The organism is Pseudoalteromonas phenolica (genome assembly GCF_001444405.1).
Lineage (GTDB): Bacteria > Pseudomonadota > Gammaproteobacteria > Enterobacterales > Alteromonadaceae > Pseudoalteromonas > Pseudoalteromonas phenolica.
Genome location: NZ_CP013187.1, coordinates 1,232,111 through 1,253,432 on the forward strand (window position 1 = coordinate 1,232,111; position 21,322 = coordinate 1,253,432).

General features: G+C 42.4%; 16 protein-coding genes and 3 rRNA genes. 15 read left to right on the forward strand and 4 right to left on the reverse strand.

The window, feature by feature from the left end:
* Positions 1-69: 69 nt before the first annotated feature.
* Entirely contained in the window at positions 70-2,448 is a 2,379-nt protein-coding gene (locus tag PP2015_RS05445) for a bifunctional diguanylate cyclase/phosphodiesterase (protein WP_058029307.1), read from the reverse strand.
* A 189-nt stretch (positions 2,449-2,637) separates the two neighbouring features.
* On the opposite strand from PP2015_RS05445, the gene pyrC reads away from it, so the two are divergent.
* The 9 genes from pyrC to PP2015_RS05495 all read left to right on the forward strand — a co-directional run bounded on the left by pyrC (position 2,638) and on the right by PP2015_RS05495 (position 14,720).
* Positions 2,638-3,678 carry a dihydroorotase gene (pyrC, locus tag PP2015_RS05450; RefSeq protein WP_058029308.1) on the forward strand — a complete coding sequence of 347 codons (1,041 nt, stop codon included), beginning with the start codon at positions 2,638-2,640 and terminating at the stop codon, positions 3,676-3,678.
* 196 nt (positions 3,679-3,874) lie between these two features.
* Positions 3,875-4,180, forward strand: coding sequence for an H-NS histone family protein (locus PP2015_RS05455; protein WP_058029309.1), 306 nt, complete (start codon positions 3,875-3,877; stop codon positions 4,178-4,180).
* A 61-nt stretch (positions 4,181-4,241) separates the two neighbouring features.
* Complete coding sequence (locus PP2015_RS05460; RefSeq protein WP_058029310.1) at positions 4,242-5,981, forward strand: DNA repair helicase RadD; 1,740 nt, start codon at positions 4,242-4,244, stop codon at positions 5,979-5,981.
* Between the two features lie 515 nt (positions 5,982-6,496).
* Positions 6,497-8,029: ribosomal RNA gene (locus PP2015_RS05465) — 16S ribosomal RNA — on the forward strand.
* Positions 8,030-8,286: 257 nt separating this feature from the next.
* A 23S ribosomal RNA gene (locus PP2015_RS05470) occupies positions 8,287-11,168 on the forward strand.
* A gap of 94 nt (positions 11,169-11,262) precedes the next feature.
* Positions 11,263-11,376, forward strand: a 5S ribosomal RNA gene (gene rrf, locus PP2015_RS05475).
* Together the 16S, 23S and 5S rRNA genes form the textbook arrangement of a ribosomal RNA operon.
* A gap of 752 nt (positions 11,377-12,128) precedes the next feature.
* A complete protein-coding gene (locus tag PP2015_RS05485; protein ID WP_058029312.1) occupies positions 12,129-12,767 on the forward strand; it encodes a glycoside hydrolase family 19 protein in 639 nt (212 codons plus the stop codon).
* Positions 12,764-13,585 (forward strand): lamin tail domain-containing protein, encoded by an 822-nt coding sequence (locus tag PP2015_RS05490; protein ID WP_058029313.1) that lies wholly within the window; start codon positions 12,764-12,766, stop codon positions 13,583-13,585. Before PP2015_RS05485 ends, PP2015_RS05490 begins: the two co-directional genes overlap by 4 nt.
* Before the next feature lie 13 nt (positions 13,586-13,598).
* Positions 13,599-14,720, forward strand: coding sequence for a hypothetical protein (locus tag PP2015_RS05495; RefSeq protein WP_058029314.1), 1,122 nt, complete (start codon positions 13,599-13,601; stop codon positions 14,718-14,720).
* Between the two features lie 50 nt (positions 14,721-14,770).
* On the opposite strand, the gene PP2015_RS05500 is transcribed toward PP2015_RS05495, so the two are convergent.
* Entirely contained in the window at positions 14,771-14,986 is a 216-nt protein-coding gene (locus PP2015_RS05500) for a hypothetical protein (protein ID WP_058029315.1), read from the reverse strand.
* 158 nt (positions 14,987-15,144) lie between these two features.
* Between PP2015_RS05500 and PP2015_RS05505 the strand changes: the two genes are divergently transcribed.
* From PP2015_RS05505 to PP2015_RS05530, 6 genes are all read left to right on the forward strand, one after another.
* Positions 15,145-16,140: a hypothetical protein gene (locus tag PP2015_RS05505; protein ID WP_058029316.1), complete on the forward strand. Its 996-nt coding sequence runs from the start codon at positions 15,145-15,147 to the stop codon at positions 16,138-16,140.
* A gap of 1 nt (position 16,141) precedes the next feature.
* Entirely contained in the window at positions 16,142-16,582 is a 441-nt protein-coding gene (locus PP2015_RS05510) for a hypothetical protein (protein WP_058029317.1), read from the forward strand.
* Positions 16,583-16,594: 12 nt separating this feature from the next.
* Complete coding sequence (locus PP2015_RS05515) at positions 16,595-16,897, forward strand: hypothetical protein (RefSeq protein ID WP_058029318.1); 303 nt, start codon at positions 16,595-16,597, stop codon at positions 16,895-16,897.
* A gap of 54 nt (positions 16,898-16,951) precedes the next feature.
* Positions 16,952-18,130, forward strand: coding sequence for a hypothetical protein (locus tag PP2015_RS05520; RefSeq protein WP_058029319.1), 1,179 nt, complete (start codon positions 16,952-16,954; stop codon positions 18,128-18,130).
* 94 nt (positions 18,131-18,224) lie between these two features.
* Positions 18,225-18,929, forward strand: coding sequence for a PIN domain-containing protein (locus PP2015_RS05525; RefSeq protein WP_058029320.1), 705 nt, complete (start codon positions 18,225-18,227; stop codon positions 18,927-18,929).
* A 63-nt stretch (positions 18,930-18,992) separates the two neighbouring features.
* On the forward strand, positions 18,993-20,201 hold the full coding sequence (locus tag PP2015_RS05530) for a DUF6765 family protein (protein ID WP_058029321.1): 1,209 nt from the start codon (positions 18,993-18,995) through the stop codon (positions 20,199-20,201).
* A 135-nt stretch (positions 20,202-20,336) separates the two neighbouring features.
* Here PP2015_RS05530 and PP2015_RS05535 read toward each other — a convergent pair whose 3' ends face one another.
* Together PP2015_RS05535 and PP2015_RS05540 are read right to left on the reverse strand one after the other, a co-directional pair.
* Positions 20,337-20,726 carry a YbaN family protein gene (locus PP2015_RS05535; RefSeq protein WP_058029322.1) on the reverse strand — a complete coding sequence of 130 codons (390 nt, stop codon included), beginning with the start codon at positions 20,724-20,726 and terminating at the stop codon, positions 20,337-20,339.
* On the reverse strand, positions 20,723-21,313 hold the full coding sequence (locus PP2015_RS05540; RefSeq protein ID WP_058029323.1) for a biliverdin-producing heme oxygenase: 591 nt from the start codon (positions 21,311-21,313) through the stop codon (positions 20,723-20,725). Before PP2015_RS05540 ends, PP2015_RS05535 begins: the two co-directional genes overlap by 4 nt.
* Between the last annotated feature and the right edge of the window lie 9 nt (positions 21,314-21,322).

The following is a 21,322-nucleotide window of genomic DNA, read 5'->3' on the forward strand; positions in this document are numbered from 1 at the left end:
TTACTAGAAGATAAAACAAAGCGTGCATAACGCAGGCTTTGTTTTATAAGATTATCAGGTCTATTACTCTTAAATGGGTAGTACCATCTCTGTATGTTTGAGTAGAAGTTCCATTGCTTTATCGGCAGGTAATGGCTTAGACACAATATAGCCCTGACCAAATTGGCAGCCTTTACGCTTTAGCAGTGCCCATTGTTTTGGGTTCTCAATACCTTCAGCAACCACAGTTAACTTTAAAGAGTGAGCGAGAGATAAAATAGCATCTACCAATGGGTTTTCTTTTTGAGTTAATTGATCCACAAAGCTCTTGTCAATTTTCAGTACATGAATAGGTAACTGATGAAGATAACCAAGAGCAGAGTAGCCGGTGCCAAAGTCATCTAAATAAAGTTTTACACCGAGTGGCTCTAATCCCTCAATAATTCGGGTTGCAAGACTAAGGTTTTCAATTAAGCCTGACTCAGTTATTTCTAAACATAATGTCCCATTGGGCAACTGGTACTTGGTGTAGATCTCTTTCATAAAATCTACAAATTCAAGACTGGCAAAGTGACGAGACGAGACATTCACAGTTACTCTAATTGTCGGCATACCCGCGCGACGCCATTTTTGTAGCTGTGCACCAGCAAGCTCTAATAAGTGCAGGTCTAAGTCAATGATCTGTCCCGTTTGTTCAGCAATAGGAATAAAATCATTAGGCGGAACAAAGCCAGTTTTTGGGTGGTGCCATCTTACAAGCGCTTCAAAGCTGACAATGTGGGGGTCTTGTAATGAGAAAATTGGTTGGAAGTAAAGTTCAAACTCATCATTTTTAATACCATGCTGCAAATCGTTTTCAATATCAGCTTGGCGCTTTAGCTTGCGGCGCATGGCATTATTGAAGTAACACACTTGGCCTCGACCCCGAGATTTAGCTTCATACATGGCTGCATCAGCCTGTTGAAGTAACGAAATCGCATTATCATTGGCACTTTCTGTAAATGCAACACCGATACTACTGGACGCTTGCAACACATGACCATCAATGTGTAAAGGTTTGACTATCGCATTAGTAATACGCTCAAGCGCGAGTTCTACTTGCTCTTTATCCTGAACATTCTCCATAAAAATTGCAAACTCATCACCGCCCAGTCGCGCAAAGGTATCGGTTTTACGAATACAACTTTTTACAGTCTCAACAATCGCAATAAGGAAGTGGTCACCTACATCGTGACCAAGTGAGTCATTGATGCTTTTAAATCTGTCTAGATCCAAATACAGTAAGCAATGCAAATTTTTTTGTTTGGCGCGTCCTAAAGCCAAAATAGCATGTTTTACGCGCTCAAATAGTAAATACCGATTTGCTAAGCCCGTTAGCTCATCATGAAGAGCTCTGTGCTCAAGCGCTTGGCGAGAGATTTGACGATCAATTGCCATACTAACTTGGCGGCTTATATAAGTTAAAATTTCTAAATCATGTTCTTCAAAGCTTTTGTGCTTCTGATAGCTTTGGAGCACAATGACGCCTTGATACTGTTCGTTTACAGTAAAAGGCACGCCTAACCAAGAAAGCGGTGAGCGGCCAAGCATTTTAAAATGCCCATCTTCAATATGCTTTTTAAACTGTGTTTGATCGCACAGCAGTGGTTTATTACTTTTAAGTAAATAATATGACGCTGAATCTTTTAACTGGTCTTTTGAAATCTTTGGCGTTGCTAAACACTTTAACTCGCTTTCAATAAGATATTTAATCTCTAAAACGTCAGATTTTCGATTATAAAGTGCAACGAAAAAGTTCTCTGCGGGTAACTGAGTATTTATGATCTGATACAAGTCATCATAAAATGCATTAAGGTCAGCTGATTTATATGCGATGTTTGCAATTTTTAATAAGCATTGCTCAAGTTGCTGTGCTTGATTTAACTGATCTACTGTAGTCGTTAAATTATCAAGTGTACGTACCTGATATATTTTAGCACTTAATAAATGAGCAACCGTAGAGAGTATTTGCAAATGAGCATCAGTAAAATAGTTTAGCTCAGGGTGTTCGCAGTCAATTACTCCGAGTAACGTATTTTCATAAACTAAAGGCACGCAAATTTCAGAAAGGGCTGGGCGAGAGTCAGCAATATACATAGATTCTTTGCGTACATCACCAGAGACAAAAGGAGCTTGGGTACGAGCAACATGGCCCGTAATGCCTTGTCCAATTGGGATATGAGTTTGTGCAACTTGGTAATCAATACTTTGATGTGCGACTCCCATAGATGCGACCTCTTCTAAGAATTCAGAGCGTTTATCGGCTAAATAGATAACGCAATCTACAAATCCTAAGCGGCTTACAACTTGAGAAGTTACATAATCAAATAATTCATCCAATTGCGTAATTTGCAAAAGCGAAGATGAAAACTGATTTATAATACTGAGCTGTTCGGTTTTTGATTCTAATTTGTTGTTATTCGAAAGCATGCACAATATTCATTTTGATCCATAGCTATACGTTAACCTACTTGTCACTAAAACTACATAATAAAATAGGGTTATTAACGAAATTGATTGTAAATGGGTGTACATAAATCGGGAGTATTTTGTCCTAAAAACTTTACTAGATAACACTAAATGCCTATGATCGAGCAAACTGAGGAACGGAAAAAAGCAATGACAAGTAAAGCAACTACTTTAACAATTACACGACCTGATGATTGGCACATTCATTTACGTGATGGCGTGCAGTTAAAAGACACAGTTCGTGATGTGAGCCGTTATATGGGTCGCGCCATTATCATGCCAAACCTTGTACCACCTGCAACTTGTACAGATACTGCATTGTCTTATCGAGATCGCATCATGGCAGCGGAGCCGCAGGGCAATTTTGAGCCTCTCATGGTTTTATATCTTACAGATAAAACGACGCCTGAGGAGATCAGAAAAGCAAAAGCAACAGGTAAAATTTTCGCAGCAAAGCTCTATCCTGCGGGCGCAACGACCAATTCAGATTCAGGTGTAACTGACATAGAAAATGTATTTCCTGCGTTAGAAGCTATGCAAGAAGTTGGTATGCTTTTATTAGTACACGGCGAAGTAACTGATTCTTCGATAGATATTTTTGACAGAGAAAGAGTGTTTTTAGAAACAAAACTATCTAAAGTTGTAGATGCTTTCCCTAGTTTAAAAGTCGTTTTAGAGCATATCACAACAAAAGATGCGGTAGAGTTTGTTGAGGCTGCATCTGATAATGTGGCAGCTACAATTACTGCTCATCATTTGTTATATAACCGTAACCATATGCTAGCTGGTGGCATTCGTCCTCACTATTACTGCTTGCCGATCCTCAAAAGAAATACACATCAGCAAGCGTTAATCAAGGCTGCAACTAGTGGTAACCCTAAGTTTTTCTTAGGTACAGATTCTGCGCCACATGCAAAAGATAAAAAAGAAGCTGCATGTGGTTGTGCTGGTGCTTATACAGCTCATGCTGCAATTGAATTGTATGCAGAAGCATTTGAAGAAGTTGGTGCATTAGATAAGCTAGAGGGGTTTGCGAGCCATTTTGGTCCAGACTTTTACGGGCTTCCAAGAAATAGTGATACGATTACGCTGGAGAAATCGCCTTGGCAAGTGCCTGACAGTTACCCATTAGGCGATGCCGATGTAGTACCGATAAAAGCGGGTGCTGAGATCGATTGGAAAGTGGTTTAATTAGATCGAATATAAATTAGCAACTTTTTGTTATTTTTAAACGCGCATTAAGCGCGTTTTTTTTTGGTAATAATATTTCGTAACAAATATAATATTTGCAAGAATTTAATATATTTATACTATTAATATTGAAGTGAAAATATTTTAAAATTCACACTAGACAATAAATTCAGATATTAATAACCGAGAAGTGGCAATGAAAGAAATTAAATCATTTATTAAAACAGCCAGTGTCAGTGAACTAGAAAAAGCACTTGGATTAATAAACGAAGCAATTGCCTCACAAAAAGCACAGGAAGCTGCAAGAGCAGAAGTATTAGCTTTGATTAAAGACAAGGGACTAACAGTTGAGGATTTGCTTGAAAGCGCGCCGTTAGACAAACGTAGTAAAGTAGCTATCAAATATCGTATTGAGAAAGATGGTGAAGTCGTAGAGTGGAGCGGTCGAGGTAAGCGTCCAAAAGCTTTTATTGATGTTGATCTAGAAAAATACGCAGTATAATCTCTAACTATCGTTCAATGAGCAGCTTTATTAGCCTGCTCATTTGTTTTAGAGGTTAGTTATTTACACGCTCAGACCTTATCAGCAAGAAGCTGTTCAAAATACCATTTCTCATTTTAAGAAAACTAACGACCCAGCAGTAATCGTTTTACCAACAGGTGCAGGCAAAAGCCTAGTGATTGCAGAGTTGGCTAGACTTGCCCGAAAAAAAATTCTTGTTTTAGCTCATGTAAAAGAGTTGGTAGAGCAAAACAGTGAAAAATATAAAAGCTTTGGGCTAAAAGCGAGTATTTTCTCTGCAGGTTTAAAACAAAAGTCACTTATTCACCAAGTCACCTTTGCCAGTGTTCAATCGCTTTCCAGAAATATCGATCAGTTAAATGAAGAATACTCCTTAGTCATCATTGATGAATGCCATCGCGTAAATGGGGATGATAAAAGTCAGTACGGCAAAGTCATTTCAGCTTTGAAAGAACATAACGCGAGTTTAAAGGTGCTAGGTTTAACCGCGACACCATATCGTTTAGGTATGGGTTGGATCTATCAACATCATTATCATGGCTTTGCTAGAGGGAACAGTGACTCCCCATTTAAGAAGTGTATTTTCGAGCTGCCTTTAAGATATATGATAAGCAATAAATACCTTACGCCGCCTAAACAAGTTGATCCGGCGATAAAACATTATGATTTCACGAGTCTTACAACAGATAACTTTGGCAGGTTTTCTGAAACAGAAATGAATAGTTTGTTAGATAGCCAAACGCGAGCGACAAAAAGTATCATCGACCATGTGATAGAGCAAAGCACTTCAAGAAAAGGTGTAATGATCTTCGCTGCCACGGTGATGCATGCTAAAGAAATTTTTTCGTACTTACCGCAAAATGAAACCGCACTAGTGATAGGTGATACTCATCAGGCTGAGCGTGATGCCATTATTAAGAACTTCAAAAACAAACAAATAAAGTACCTTATAAATGTATCCGTTCTTACGACTGGTTTCGATGCCCCTCATGTTGACTTTATTGCTATCTTAAGACCAACCGAATCTGTCAGTTTGTATCAACAAATAGTTGGACGAGGTTTACGGCTTGCAGATGACAAAAAAGAGTGTCTCGTTATGGACTTTGCAGGTAATCAGTTTGATTTGTTCCAACCTGAAGTGGGGGCTAAAAAACCGAGTTCAGATAATGAACCTGTCCAAGTGCTTTGTCCTGGTTGTGGCTTTGCCAATATATTCTGGGGCAAAACAGATGAGCAAGGCAAAGTCATAGAACATTTTGGCCGCCGTTGTCAGGGGTTACTAGATAATGGCGAAGAAGAGCAACAATGTGACTACCGCTTTAAATTTAAAGAATGCGATGAATGTGGGGCTGAAAATGACATAGCAGCGAGACAATGTCATCAATGTCATTCTATTATGGCAGATCCCGACGATAAATTGAGAGCGGCTCTGAATCTCAAAAACGCCATGGTTTTGCGTTGTAGTGGTTTGTCTATTACAACTTTGGCCGATGAAAAGATAAAAGTAACTTACTTTGATGAAGACGGCGCATCTTGTAGTGAGGTGTACGATTTTAATAATAGTAAAAGTGTGTACGTTTTTAATAAGCAATACGCAAAACGTGTATCAGGTGTCTCTTCTCCAATTAACTTTAAGCAAGCGTCTACAGTTCAACAATATGCTTACCAATTAAAAGCGCCTGACTTTGTGATTGCAAACCAACATAAGAAGTACGGTTGGCAAGTTAAAGAGAAGCTATTTGATTATGAAGGCAGCTATAGAGTTGCGGATAAGTCATAAACTCTCAAGTAGAACGCCATATTTGTATGTTTTATAGTCTGAAAACATACAAGAATACACGTTTCGTTTAAAGTTTACTCAGTTGATCGGTTTTTTGCATTTTTCTTTAAAAAAGGGGTTGCGCGCTTTTAAATTCTCCCTATAATGCGCACCCACTGACACGGGGCGAGACGCTGAAAAGCAAATCAAAACGATGTCGAGTCAAATTAAACTTAACTTTGAAACTTTCTCTTAAGAAAAAGATTAAAATTAAGTGTTGACATAAAAAGTGAAGTCGTTATTATGGCGCTCCACTTCGCAGCGAGTCTGCGGTAACTCATAGAGTTACACTCCGGTAACCGGAATGTTCTTTAAAAATATGAAGCAATCATCTGTGTGGGCACTCGTACAGATTGAGTTCTAACAGCTCTTGATTCAGGAGCAAAAAAATTTAGAGTCTCAATTTCTTATGAGTGACTATATAGTCAATTTATACAGAATTCATTGAGCACGAATCTTAGGATTCAAAAAACTTTTAATTGAAGAGTTTGATCATGGCTCAGATTGAACGCTGGCGGCAGGCCTAACACATGCAAGTCGAGCGGTAACATTTCTAGCTTGCTAGAAGATGACGAGCGGCGGACGGGTGAGTAATGCTTGGGAATATGCCTTAGGGTGGGGGACAACAGTTGGAAACGACTGCTAATACCGCATAACGTCTACGGACCAAAGGGGGCTTCGGCTCTCGCCCTTAGATTAGCCCAAGTGGGATTAGCTAGTTGGTGAGGTAATGGCTCACCAAGGCGACGATCCCTAGCTGGTTTGAGAGGATGATCAGCCACACTGGAACTGAGACACGGTCCAGACTCCTACGGGAGGCAGCAGTGGGGAATATTGCACAATGGGCGCAAGCCTGATGCAGCCATGCCGCGTGTGTGAAGAAGGCCTTAGGGTTGTAAAGCACTTTCAGTAAGGAGGAAAGGTTAGTAGTTAATACCTGCTAGCTGTGACGTTACTTACAGAAGAAGCACCGGCTAACTCCGTGCCAGCAGCCGCGGTAATACGGAGGGTGCGAGCGTTAATCGGAATTACTGGGCGTAAAGCGTACGCAGGCGGTTTGTTAAGCGAGATGTGAAAGCCCCGGGCTCAACCTGGGAACTGCATTTCGAACTGGCAAACTAGAGTATGATAGAGGGTGGTAGAATTTCAGGTGTAGCGGTGAAATGCGTAGAGATCTGAAGGAATACCGATGGCGAAGGCAGCCACCTGGGTCAATACTGACGCTCATGTACGAAAGCGTGGGGAGCAAACGGGATTAGATACCCCGGTAGTCCACGCCGTAAACGATGTCTACTAGGAGCTGGGGTCTTCGGACAACTTTTCCAAAGCTAACGCATTAAGTAGACCGCCTGGGGAGTACGGCCGCAAGGTTAAAACTCAAATGAATTGACGGGGGCCCGCACAAGCGGTGGAGCATGTGGTTTAATTCGATGCAACGCGAAGAACCTTACCTACACTTGACATACAGAGAACTTACTAGAGATAGTTTGGTGCCTTCGGGAACTCTGATACAGGTGCTGCATGGCTGTCGTCAGCTCGTGTTGTGAGATGTTGGGTTAAGTCCCGCAACGAGCGCAACCCCTATCCTTAGTTGCCAGCGATTCGGTCGGGAACTCTAAGGAGACTGCCGGTGATAAACCGGAGGAAGGTGGGGACGACGTCAAGTCATCATGGCCCTTACGTGTAGGGCTACACACGTGCTACAATGGCGCATACAGAGTGCTGCAAGCTCGCGAGAGTTAGCGAATCACTTAAAGTGCGTCGTAGTCCGGATTGGAGTCTGCAACTCGACTCCATGAAGTCGGAATCGCTAGTAATCGCGGATCAGAATGCCGCGGTGAATACGTTCCCGGGCCTTGTACACACCGCCCGTCACACCATGGGAGTGGGTTGCTCCAGAAGTAGGTAGCTTAACCTTAGGGAGGGCGCTTACCACGGAGTGATTCATGACTGGGGTGAAGTCGTAACAAGGTAGCCCTAGGGGAACCTGGGGCTGGATCACCTCCTTAACGATTTAGAACAGATTTGTTCGTAGTGTCCACACAGATGATTGTTAGTTAGCACAAGTTGCTAATTAATATTGCTCTTTAAAAATTTGGAAAAGCTGATAATTAATTCTTTTAGAAGAAATTCTAAAAAGAGTTTTCAAAAGTAAAACAATGCCGATAAACATTCATTTGTTTATTAGCGTCTACTTTAGTATTCAATATTAACTTCTGGCGAAGTTAAAACTGTCTTTGACGATACAAACCATTTTGGGTTGTATGGTTAAGTGACTAAGCGTACACGGTGGATGCCTTGGCAGTTGGAGGCGATGAAGGACGTACTAACTTGCGATAAGCCTAGTCAAGCCAGTAAGAGGCGCTTGAGACTAGGATTTCCGAATGGGGAAACCCACCTGCTTGCAGGTATCGTTAACTGAATACATAGGTTAACGAGGCGAACGCGGAGAACTGAAACATCTAAGTACCCGTAGGAAAAGAAATCAACCGAGATTCCGAAAGTAGCGGCGAGCGAAATCGGACTAGCCCTTAAGCTTTAGTGTAGTTAGTGGAACATTCTGGAAAGTTTGACGATACAGGGTGACAGTCCCGTACACAAAAACTTATCTAAAGTGAAATCGAGTAGGTCGGAGCACGTGAAACTTTGACTGAATATAGGTGGACCATCATCTAAGGCTAAATACTCCCAACTGACCGATAGTGAACCAGTACCGTGAGGGAAAGGCGAAAAGAACCCCTGTGAGGGGAGTGAAATAGAACCTGAAACCGTGTACGTACAAGCAGTAGGAGCCCCTCGAGGGTGACTGCGTACCTTTTGTATAATGGGTCAGCGACTTATATTTTGTAGCGAGGTTAACCGTTTAGGGTAGCCGTAGCGAAAGCGAGTCTTAACTGGGCGTTGAGTTGCAAGGTATAGACCCGAAACCCGGTGATCTAGCCATGGGCAGGTTGAAGGTTGAGTAACATCAACTGGAGGACCGAACCCACTAACGTTGAAAAGTTAGGGGATGACCTGTGGCTTGGAGTGAAAGGCTAATCAAACCGGGAGATAGCTGGTTCTCCCCGAAATCTATTTAGGTAGAGCCTCGGACGAATACTTACGGGGGTAGAGCACTGTTAAGGCTAGGGGGTCATCCCGACTTACCAACCCTTTGCAAACTCCGAATACCGTAAAGTACTATCCGGGAGACACACGGTGGGTGCTAACGTCCATCGTGGAGAGGGAAACAACCCAGACCGTCAGCTAAGGTCCCAAAGTGTATGTTAAGTGGGAAACGATGTGGGAAGGCTAAAACAGCTAGGAGGTTGGCTTAGAAGCAGCCATCCTTTAAAGAAAGCGTAATAGCTCACTAGTCGAGTCGGCCTGCGCGGAAGATGTAACGGGGCTAAACATACCACCGAAGCTACGGCTGCATACATTAGTATGCGGGGTAGGGGAGCGTTCTGTAAGCGGCTGAAGCTCAATTGTAAAGTTGGGTGGACGTATCAGAAGTGCGAATGCTGACATGAGTAACGATAATGCGGGTGAAAAACCCGCACGCCGGAAGACCAAGGGTTCCTATCCCATGTTAATCAGGGTAGGGTAAGTCGACCCCTAAGGCGAGGCTGAAGAGCGTAGTCGATGGGAAACGGGTTAATATTCCCGTACTTGGAATAATTGCGATGGGGGGACGGAGCAGGCTAATCAAGCATGGCGATGGTTGTCCATGTGAAAGGCTGTAGGCTGGTGACTTAGGAAAATCCGGGTCGCTAAGGCTGAGAGTCGAGACGAGCTACCACGGTAGTGAAGTTGATGATGCCCTACTTCCAGGAAAAGCCTCTAAGCTTCAGATTATTTCGAATCGTACCCCAAACCGACACAGGTGGTCAGGTAGAGAATACTAAGGCGCTTGAGAGAACTCGGGTGAAGGAACTAGGCAAAATTGTACCGTAACTTCGGGAGAAGGTACGCTCCTATCTGTGATGAGATTTACTCTTTAAGCGGACGGGAGCCGCAGTGACCAGGTGGCTGGGACTGTTTATTAAAAACACAGCACTGTGCAAAATCGTAAGATGACGTATACGGTGTGACACCTGCCCGGTGCCGGAAGGTTAATTGATGGGGTTAGCTTAGGCGAAGCTCTTGATCGAAGCCCCGGTAAACGGCGGCCGTAACTATAACGGTCCTAAGGTAGCGAAATTCCTTGTCGGGTAAGTTCCGACCTGCACGAATGGTGTAACCATGGCCACGCTGTCTCCACCCGAGACTCAGTGAAATTGAAATCGCAGTGAAGATGCTGTGTACCCGCGGCTAGACGGAAAGACCCCGTGAACCTTTACTACAGCTTGGCACTGAACATTGAGCCTACATGTGTAGGATAGGTGGGAGGCTTTGAAGCAGCGTCGCTAGATGTTGTGGAGCCATCCTTGAAATACCACCCTTGTATGTTTGATGTTCTAACATAGGCCCCTAATCGGGGTTGTGGACAGTGCCTGGTGGGTAGTTTGACTGGGGCGGTCTCCTCCCAAAGAGTAACGGAGGAGCACGAAGGTTGGCTAAGTACGGTCGGACATCGTACGGTTAGTGTAATGGTAGAAGCCAGCTTAACTGCGAGACAGACACGTCGAGCAGGTACGAAAGTAGGTCATAGTGATCCGGTGGTTCTGAATGGAAGGGCCATCGCTCAACGGATAAAAGGTACTCCGGGGATAACAGGCTGATACCGCCCAAGAGTTCATATCGACGGCGGTGTTTGGCACCTCGATGTCGGCTCATCACATCCTGGGGCTGAAGTCGGTCCCAAGGGTATGGCTGTTCGCCATTTAAAGTGGTACGCGAGCTGGGTTTAGAACGTCGTGAGACAGTTCGGTCCCTATCTGCCGTGGGCGTTTGAGAATTGAGAGGGGCTGCTCCTAGTACGAGAGGACCGGAGTGGACGAACCGCTGGTGTTCGGGTTGTGATGCCAATTGCATTGCCCGGTAGCTACGTTCGGAATCGATAACCGCTGAAAGCATCTAAGCGGGAAGCGAGCCTCGAGATGAGTTCTCACTTTAACTTTAAGTTAACTGAAGGGCCGTTGGAGACTACAACGTTGATAGGCTGGGTGTGGAAGTGTAGTGATACATTAAGCTAACCAGTACTAATTACCCGTGAGGCTTAACCATACAACGCCAAAGTGGTTTTAGCTCAGAAGCTAATATGAACTAAAGTAGAAAGTTTTAGAATTATCAGATTTTTTCCAGATTTTAACCAAATTTGCTTGGTGACCATAGCGTTTTGGAACCACCTGATTCCATGCCGAACTCAGAAGTGAAACGAAACAGCGTCGATGATAGTGTGGGTCTCCCATGTGAAAGTAGAACATTGCCAAGCACCTATTTAAAGAAAGCCCGATTCGAAAGAGTCGGGCTTTTTTGCTTTAAGTCCCTCTGCAATTGCTAAAATAGCTAACTGCACCTTGCTCAAAAGAAGCGCTCTCACTGCGTTCGCAGTCGCTAATTTTGCACCATAAGCGCAAGGTGAAATGAGTAGCCTTCACAGAGGTTAGTCTTATCTTGTTGATGTAGATAAACCTCGTTTGCCTATTCATCCCTGAAGCTGGGTCCCATCGCACATCCATGCGCTCATCTCAATGAGCTGCGAAGCTACGCTTCGGTCTCATTTCGTCCATGTGAAAGTAGAACATCGCCAGCAAAGGTTGCCCCGGGCAATTAAAGAAACCCGTTGCAGAAATGCAGCGGGTTTTTTGCGTTTAGGGTGCTAAATCGTCCTGCACGGTGATGAGGCAATACTCGGTGATAAAAAGACAAATTAGCGCAAGGTGAAAAGAGCAGCCTTCACAGTAGCCTCTCTTATCACTCTGAAACATACACCCTCAGCTACAGCTAAACTGGCTTGCTTCACCTTGCGTAAAAAGAGCGGGTTCACTTCGTTCACTGTTGCTAGCCTTTTACACCTTTCTTGCGCAAAGCAAATGTACTCGCCTTGCTCGATGTCATTAACTTTGCACTGCTTCACTGTCGCTAGCCTTTTGCACTATTAACCCGATTCTATCCTTGTTTTCACTGAGTTCGAATTTATAGCTCAGGCATAGTAATAACATCCATTAAAACAAGGAAACTGTGATGAATATAGACTTCGACATGCTGCGTCATATTATGCCTCAGGCTAAAGACAGCGACATTCAACACTACTTACCAGCTATCCAGACTAGGTTAGCTACTTTTGATATTAATACCCCGTTACGTGTTGCACATTTCATTGCGCAAATTGCTCATGAAAGTGGCCAGTTTAAATATAAGGTTGAAAACCTAAACTATAGCGCCAGAGCATTACGATTGGTGTTCGGTAAATACTTTCAAACCGATGATATTGCAGAACAATATGCGCGAAACCCAGAGAAAATTGCCAATGTTGTGTATGCCAATCGCATGGGTAACGGTGACATAGGCTCTGGTGATGGCTGGAAATATCGAGGGCGAGGCTTAATACAGTTAACAGGCAAAGAGAATTATCGTACTTGTGGTAATGCTATAGGTTTACCACTTGTAGAACAACCAGATGGTCTCGCAAACGATCCAAATGCGGCGGTGATGACTGCTTGCTATTTCTGGCATAGCCGTCACCTGAATCAATATGCTGATCAAGACGATCTAAAGTCGATTACTAAGCGCATTAATGGCGGTTACCATGGCCTTGAAGAGCGAGCCAAGTTTCTTAATAGGGCTAAGCAGTACCTTGAAATTCAAGGAGCGGATGTATGAGTTACTTCACTCTAGATGACTTGGAAAAAGCACAATCTCTTGTATTCAGTAAAGACAAACTTCGCACTTGGCAGCAGTTAAGTGAATTACTCACTACTCAATTAGATACTGTGAAAAAAGAGCCCGATCCATTTTCTACTTGGTGGAATACTAATTTTGCGCTCTTTAGTTCAGTCCAAGTACAGATTAGTGCAGTAAATGCCGGTTTTGCTTCTTTCGAGGATGAGTACATTGAAATAGGTAACTTTGGGCCTTCTATTATTGATTTATCTGGCTGGCGATTGAATGCGGGCTCTGAAGGTCAAGATTATGATTTCAACAAGCACACTTTGCTATTTCCACAAGATGTTATCCGTGTCTATACAAATCATGAAAATGCCTATAGCTTTGATAGTCGCCGACCCATTCTAAATAATAAAGGGGATACGGTTTCTCTTTATGATAATCAAAGTAACCTGGTGAGTTGTTATGCGTATGGACGAGATACACATCATGATGTTGGGATCACACATATCTTTTTTGACGGTAATGACCCTAAAAAAGAATCCGATGAATATATAGAGATCGGCAATTTAGGCAATCATATTATTGATCTGAGCCTTTGGGAAATTACTTCTAATGGAGGACAGAGATTTCAATTCCCTGTGGGGAGCAAGCTTATGCCTCACTCAGAGCTAAGGGTATATACCAATCACATTGATGAGTCGACAGGCGGCTACTCGTTTAATAGCAACAGAGCAATTTGGAATAATAACGGTGATGTTGGCAAGCTATTCGACTACCAAAAAATGTTGGTATCAGAATATGCGTATGCATAGAGGGAGGGGCTAAATGCCCCTTAATTTATTAATGCGAAAGAAAAAACCAGAGCAAATAGTGAATAAACCCAGCCAAGATATTGTCACCCTAGTCGACGATGCATTGCAGTTACTCAATTATATGTCTCGAGAGGGCGCCATTGAGCTAGATGAGCGTATTGCTAAAAATGTTGTTGAAGCTAAGTTTAAGGTCCAGAATGGCACTTGGCAGGTTGAAGACGAAACCGTATTTCTTTTGAACTATGATGCATTATCAAAAGCTGTTCACCCAGTCACAGTTGAAAGTATTCAATCAGTTATTCCAAATGAGAGAGCTGAAAAAAGAGCACCTACAAAAGCAGAAAGTGCAGTTGCTTGGTATCGTCGTTATGCCTTATTGGCGCTGGTTTCTTTGTTGATTATTCAGGTTTACTACTTATTTGGAGCAAACCTAAATAGCAATTTAAAGCATGCCTTTACTGAAAAAGCGCAACTGACACTTAAGTTAGAAACACTGCCTGCAAACAGCCTTTCAAATGAATACACACAACTTAATCAGTCGCTAGAGACCCTTGAGCAGCAGTTTGATGCGAACTATAGTTTATTGAAGTCTTGGAATCGCATTTGGATGCTAGGGCTAAGTTTTAACCCAGATTTACCTGATTACAATCAGTTATCTTTTCAACTCAGGGCAGAGCAATTGAGCTTGAACGACCCTGAACTGAAGATAAAACAACAGCAGCTTCAGCTAGAGCAAGCTCATTACTTGTCTCAGCTAACCTTCTTTGAACATGACTTATTTTCAGACTCTATTTTAAATGTGTTGCAAAGTTATATTCTGCCGTTGCTATATGGCTTACTCGGCGCATTTATCTTTGTGCTCAGAGATCTTCTTCGTGAGATCAAATCACTGACATTCACTTATGATGATGAAATACGTTATCGCTTAAGGTTACCTCTTGGTTCATTGGCAGGCATGATTGTAGGGTGGTTTTTGAAACCTGAAGATGCTGGTTTAGGTGCTTCGTTATCGCCTATGGCTTTAGCTTTTTTGATGGGCTATCACGTTGAGATATTGTTTGCGATGATGGACAAAGCGATAGCTAATATTCGTAAACAACTCGAACCAAATCAAATAACTCCACAATCTAAGTAAGATAAGATTTGGATGAATTGCAATTATCCAAATCTTGTTATTTAAGCTAGCTACTTGTCGAAGAAAGCGGCAAGTTGCTGGTTTAATTTATCTTGCTCTTGTTTAAGTTTTCCTAGCGTAACAAGTCCAACTAATGATCCTTTTAAACAAGCTTGCACTTTTTGTTTTTGGCTCAAGTGTTTTGCTTTGAACTTAGGTTTAATCTTTTTGGGCTTATAGACTTTTAGTGTGCTGATAATCGCACTTATTAATGCTTTTTGGCTCACCTTTACCTCCTTATTAGCCCCTCCAGCATGTCTGAAATACATATTTAAAACACAGGCAATAGAACGATTCTATTTGCGTTAATGCCACCGAGTTTTCTGTTCAAGGTTACTTTAAATTTGAGATCTAAATCTGAGTATTAAAATAAGTAAGGAACATCATGGAACATGACAAAAGTGTTGAGGTTGAGGTCTTTGAACGGCCAGATGCCTTGGTAAACAAGAGTACAAATCTTCATGAAAAGCTGCTCAAACAAGGCCAAGCTATGGCACATTTTGCCTTGCAAAAGGGGTTAGCTGTACCAAGTAAGCTGGTAGAGCAACTCCAACAGGAGCAAACTCAAACTGACATTGCCAGTTTAACAAAAGCACATAATCAGTTAGCTGAACTTGTCGCGCCAGCAATGCCAGAGACAATTTTAATGATGGCCCAAGAACAAGAAAAACAGACATGGTTTTTGTTCTTAGGCAGAGTACCACTTATACGTAAAATGATGTTAGTGGCAATCATCTCTTTGGTTACACTAATCAGCTTGAGCCTGTCATCATATATTAACAACGACAATATGGTTGCCAGCATGTTTGATATGGAAGGGGCTCGCCTTTTGTATGTGCAAGCAATATTGCTTGCCTCTGCGGCTATTGGTGCCTCGTTCTCGGCCCTATTTAAAGCAAATAGTTATGTGACTGCTGGATGTTTTGATGCGAAATACGAGAGCTCTTATTGGGTTCGATTCGTGGTTGGCTTAATCTCGGGCATTATTCTGACTCAGCTTATTCCTATTAATTTAGATGCTGTAGCCAAAACCGCAGAGCAAAGCACAGGTATGGGCGGTGGAATGAGTCATGCTGCTTTGAAAATTACCATGGCTTTGGTGGGCGGCTTTTCGGCTAACTTGGTTTATACCATTTTAGATAGAATTGTTGATACCGCACAATCGTTTATCTCACCGCAACAACCAGAAGATCTAGAAACCGTCAAACAGAGCTTATTGAATCAATTTAAGTCTGAACAGCTTGAATATGAGGCGCATCTTTCACTAGAACTAATGGCAATTCAGCAACAAGTTGCGAGCTCACCTTCTATGTCGAGCACTGATTTCCAGCAGTTACTCAGTCAGTATTTAGCAAAGATAATCCGCAATGAGGAGAAGTAATATGGTTAAGTCTTGGTTAAAACTGCTGGTAGTAATTGGTAGCTTGTTGATTCTCAGCTTGACGTCAGGCTGTGCACTGCAAATGGTATCTAGTTTTGATATGCAAACTGAGCAACAGATTATGGATGTCGCTAAAAAAGTCGATAGATTTTACGTACAGCTGAGTGAGCTGCCAAAAGAGAAGCGTACCTTTCACTTTAGTCAGAGCACTTATCTCAATATTGAAGTTGAGTTATCAGCCCTGCTTATGCGTCAAAAAGTCAGAGAATTAAATGAGTTAACAACCAAGCAGGTGGAGATAATCCAAAACCTTTGGCTACAAGATAAAAAGCAGCACCAGCAAACAAACAGTATCTCAGATTTTTTGATCAAAACGCGTAAACAGCAGTATCAACGACTTTTCCTCGCCATGATCCGTGGCGAACAAGCAAAACAGCAATAAAAGGACAACCTTATGAACATAAATGATTTATACAAACAGATGTTAGACACCGCCTTGAATGTCGTCGGTGACGAAGCACAACAAATGTCTGGGCCTTTGCAAAAAGCGTTGAATGCGCAGAAAGCATCGATTGAAGCTTTAGCGCAGGCTAAATTAAATGGCGAGATAAATGAAGATGAGTTCACAGCTGAGCTAGAACGAGAAAAAGCGATTTTGGAGGTTGAACTTATCACTTTAGAAATTATAGCAAAAGCGACAGTCCAAAAAGCCATTAACGCCGCCATGTCATGTTTAACTTCTGCACTAGCTCGTTAAGTTATGATGTTATATCCATCGAAGTGTTATGCACTTCGACGGTGAGGAGTTCAGATGACAGATAAAAAAAAGCGCCAGCAAGCGACTAGGGTCAGGATCATTCGACCATTCAAGTTTGCTCCAATCAGAGTAGTAAGAATAACTCAGCGTTCAGCAACTGATAACTGCCAATCTTCTAGCCTCAAAAAAAACGATACATTAGAAGCCGAGAAGGCACATGTTGAGGGTACTTTAACTAAAGAGCCACAAGATGGTTTGTTGCTAGAAAAGCAAAAAGAGAATAGCGATGCAGAGCAACCAGTTGAAACAGACGCACCGTTGGCACATTTTGATAGCGCTGCAAACCCCTATGCATTCTATGTTGCACAAATACCCACTATGTTGTGCAGTTTACCCTCGGAGGCCATGAGTTCTGTTAGTAACAGTGATAACGACGGAACACGTTCGCTTACCGGTGAATCTCAAAATGCTCAGTCCGACAAACAACTAGATAGACCTGAACCAGAGAGGGTAGAGTTAAACGAGCAAAGCCAGCTGGAAAAACACACTTATAAATCTGAGTTTGGAATGCCACACAAAGATATTAAGCAAGCACGCTTTGGTGGGCAATCAGGCAACAAACTGAGCAAAGAGTTAAAACACGAACTTAATACCGCGCATAGTGAAGATTCAATAGAGCAAGTAAATATCACCGCTCCGCTTATTGCAAAAAAATTGAAGGTAAGCCTGGGAGAGCTCGCTTTTTGGTTAAGCAGTCCGAAGGAGGTACTTAACACTTTCATTAAGGCAGACCTCAATGTGGTGTTACCTTTATTAAAACAAACCAGCAATATTCAATCACTGACTTTTGCTCATTTGCTACATGCTTATCAACAAAATGTATTCAGTGAGGTGCACGCATGGTCTATTGAACAGATGATAGCGCGATTAATATTCAAGTCAGCAAAAGAGCAAATTAGTTTAAATACTTTGCTGGCATTAGCCGTACAAGCTAAAGGTGAAGACTATGCCTTTGTACAATTCATGTATAAGGGAAAAAGCAAATCGCTATTTAAGCCGTTGAGTGCTTTCACTCAAGCAGGTAATCTTGATGAATTGAAGGACTCGGCTCCTAACCACTTATTCTATGTCCCTTGCACCCTGTCTTTTGAATATTTAAATGAATGCTTAGCTGCGCATCAACAGCGCTGGCAAACATGGCTCCGTCAACCTCTCGTTAAAAGAGTTATTTAGCCTGACTAATTAGGCTTTTAACCCAAGTGACATAATCAGAATATTTTTAAACTCATTCAGACACAAATGACATATAAATCATGGAGTTTTCTGAATGACTAAACTAGTTTTTTGCTCTTGCGTTGCAGCAGATGGCCGCAAGTTCGCATTTTTAACCGACCAACCTGAAGTCGAAGAGCTGTTTGATAATGGCTATAAGGTCGCTTACAAAGATAGAGATGGACGTGATACTCCTGAGCTATTGGCACATTGGCGCAGTGCCATAACCGTAGAATCAAAAGAATTCGGTTTGCTACCTGAAGATGACCAAATTCCAGACAATGTGCAAAGTGCGTTCAATACCATGCTGTCTCACCTAGTGAAGGGGATTGATGTCTTCTTCTGTGATTACAACTTAGGCGTCGAAGGCGACTTACCTATGTGTAACCAAGTCATGGACGAGTTTAAGTCGACAGACTTTGTGTTGTTCTCATGTGCTGACATAGTTGGCAATGATCCCACAGTACAACCATATATGGTGTCGTATTGTGCACCTCGTTATCAGCAAGGTAGCAAGGTGGCACAGCAGCATCGTATTTATTGTAAAACAGATCCATTTGCGTTCTGCCAAGCGATAAACGCCATCGTGGTACAACGTCAAAAAGATGATTTAACTGGTGGTCATATTCGTAGCGATCTAGACCCTTATATCAATGAATCTCCAATAGATAAAGACACGGCAGATCAAGTGCTTAATAGATTTGTAGAATCACTACGCAGTAGCAACCCAGATACCGTTGCGATTGGGTATAACGGTTAATAACGGCTAGCGCTGCCGGCACTTAAAGTAACTGATGAGTAAAGGCGGCCTAAAAGGATTTCTATGGATCAGCAATTTCATTATTACGCAACGCTTGTAGCTGGGATCATGGCGGGGATGCCTTTAAATGATGCTAAAGAGTTAGCCTATTACTGTTACGGGACGAGCCAGCAGTTTGCTCACTGTAAGCAGACTGAATCTTGGCAGTTTAATGGCTATAGTTTTAAGCCAATTGTGACCCGTAAAGGTCAGTCAGAACTGCGTTATGGGCCGAATAACTGTGCTTTGGCTTTCGAGGTATTTCCGGGGATGGAAGCTTCGTCAAAAAGCGCGAGCTCTACATCGAGTAAAGTCACCTTGTGTAAAGTGAGCGCAAGTACTTCGGTGAATAATATAGCTCAACACAATACACAATTTGCTCAAACACAGTGCTTTTATAACCCGTTGACCGACGTAGATTGGCAAGGGGGAGGAGATTTAAAGCATCACTTTAAGCAGCGTTTGGCCCATAGAGCCACGCAGAAAACTCAAAGGTTAAAAACGCAATATGAGCTTCAAGCGCAGAGCAAGATATTTGACTCAGAAGCGATTTCGGAACCTGACGATACTCTGTCGTTATTGAAGCCACTTGAGAACAGTAAATTCATTCATAAAGCCATTAATGATGTGATTTATAAACAACGTTATCACGACCTGGTGCGCTCCGCGCCTCTGGCATTGCTTGGTTGCCGTTTGTTCGTATTACAACAAAGTTGGTCTGCTCCTCATTCAACCCAGTCACTCTTGCATGCTTGGCTAAGTACCTGGTTGGCTATTTATAGTTTTAAACAAAACCGGCCTATGCCACAAACAGCGCCTTGGGGGGTATTTAGCTCACAACCAGGAAGCTGTCAGTTTTTTAAGAATTTGGAGCAAAGGTTAGAGGAGTTAAATCGAAAACAGAATAGCGAACCTGTTTGGTTAACGCTTATCACTGAAGCTTGCTCGTTTCAGCAGCTAAGCGCAAATTTTGATGAGTCGTCTTGGCTACTGCTTTATGGTTTAGCTTTAAGACCCGAATATTTATTAGGCCAAGCACAGAGTTTAGCGGGCGGTGACAAAGAGTTTGTTATTCGAGACCTCAATGGCTTCAAGCAAAGTCAGTTCTACCAATTAAATATGGCAGCGCACTATCATTGTGATTGGTTAGCAAGACAACTTGCCAGTAAAGGATTAAACGCCTTTAACACACAACAGTCTTTAGGCAACTTAACGTTATGGAGAGAGAAATGAAGTTGTTTGAATTATTGATCTTGCTCTGGTTATTGTTTTTAACACTTTATATGTTTGTACCTAGCTTTAAACTGATGGTTGATATGTTGTTATAAAGCCCAAAAAAGCGAAGCTTTACTGGGCTTTAGAAAGTGCTTAAATTTGCTTTGAAGGTCGTGAGAATATGTACGACACAACGGCTATTTTTAAGCTGCCAGCGACACATGCAAGCCATGCCGCTGGTGAAAGCAAAATCAAAATGGCATAACTAATAGCGATACTTGTAGAGGCAAAAATTTTCGCTTTCAGTGGAATAATCTTGTGCGTTTGCCACTGTCTTAGACTACTGCCAAAACGCGGATGGCAGAGTAACCAATTGGCAAGTTTGGGAGACGCTTTAGAAAAGCACGCCAAAGCCAAAATAAAAAACACAGTGGTTGGCATAACGGGCAGGGCAATACCAATCACACCAAGGGCGACAAATAAATACCCACATAGCAGTAGGGCTATTTTTTTATAATTGACTAAGGCGGCTTTTAATTTCATCGGTACACGTGAGCCTGAAATGCTTGGAAACGCGTGAACGCTTGTCGAGCACCTTCAATAAGTGCTTGTTCCTGCTGCTCATTAAACTCAACAGAGTCAATGAGTTGAACTAATTCCCGCCATGCACTCCCACGACCTGCTCCTGGGCCTGTTAAATAGCGAGCACCATGTTCAGCATTAAAGTTTAATTTTGCTTGGACTTGTTTACCCAGCATGGCTGCTCCTACTTTCGAGCCTTCAACTACATATAACCAGCCTAATGCTGTGGCGACATTGGTATTAATGGTGACGAAAGGCGGTAAATAAGCGGCTGGCAAGTGAGTTGATAGATCTGCAAAGTCTTGCTCAAGTAGGCTTAGGCGACGGCGCGAAGTCAAATCAGGAATAAGCGCGAGTAATTCCGAGTGTTCATAAAGAGCGCTGACATCTCGCAAGAAGTAAAATTGCAAGCGTAAGAAGTCGAGGTAATTTTGTGTATTAGCAAATGGGTCTTGTGCCATGATAGTTTTATCGACATTGTCATGAACATCAGCAGTAGCGAGTTTTAAATTTTGCGCACGAGAAAGTGCAGGGGCGACGGTCGTCATGAATGCTCC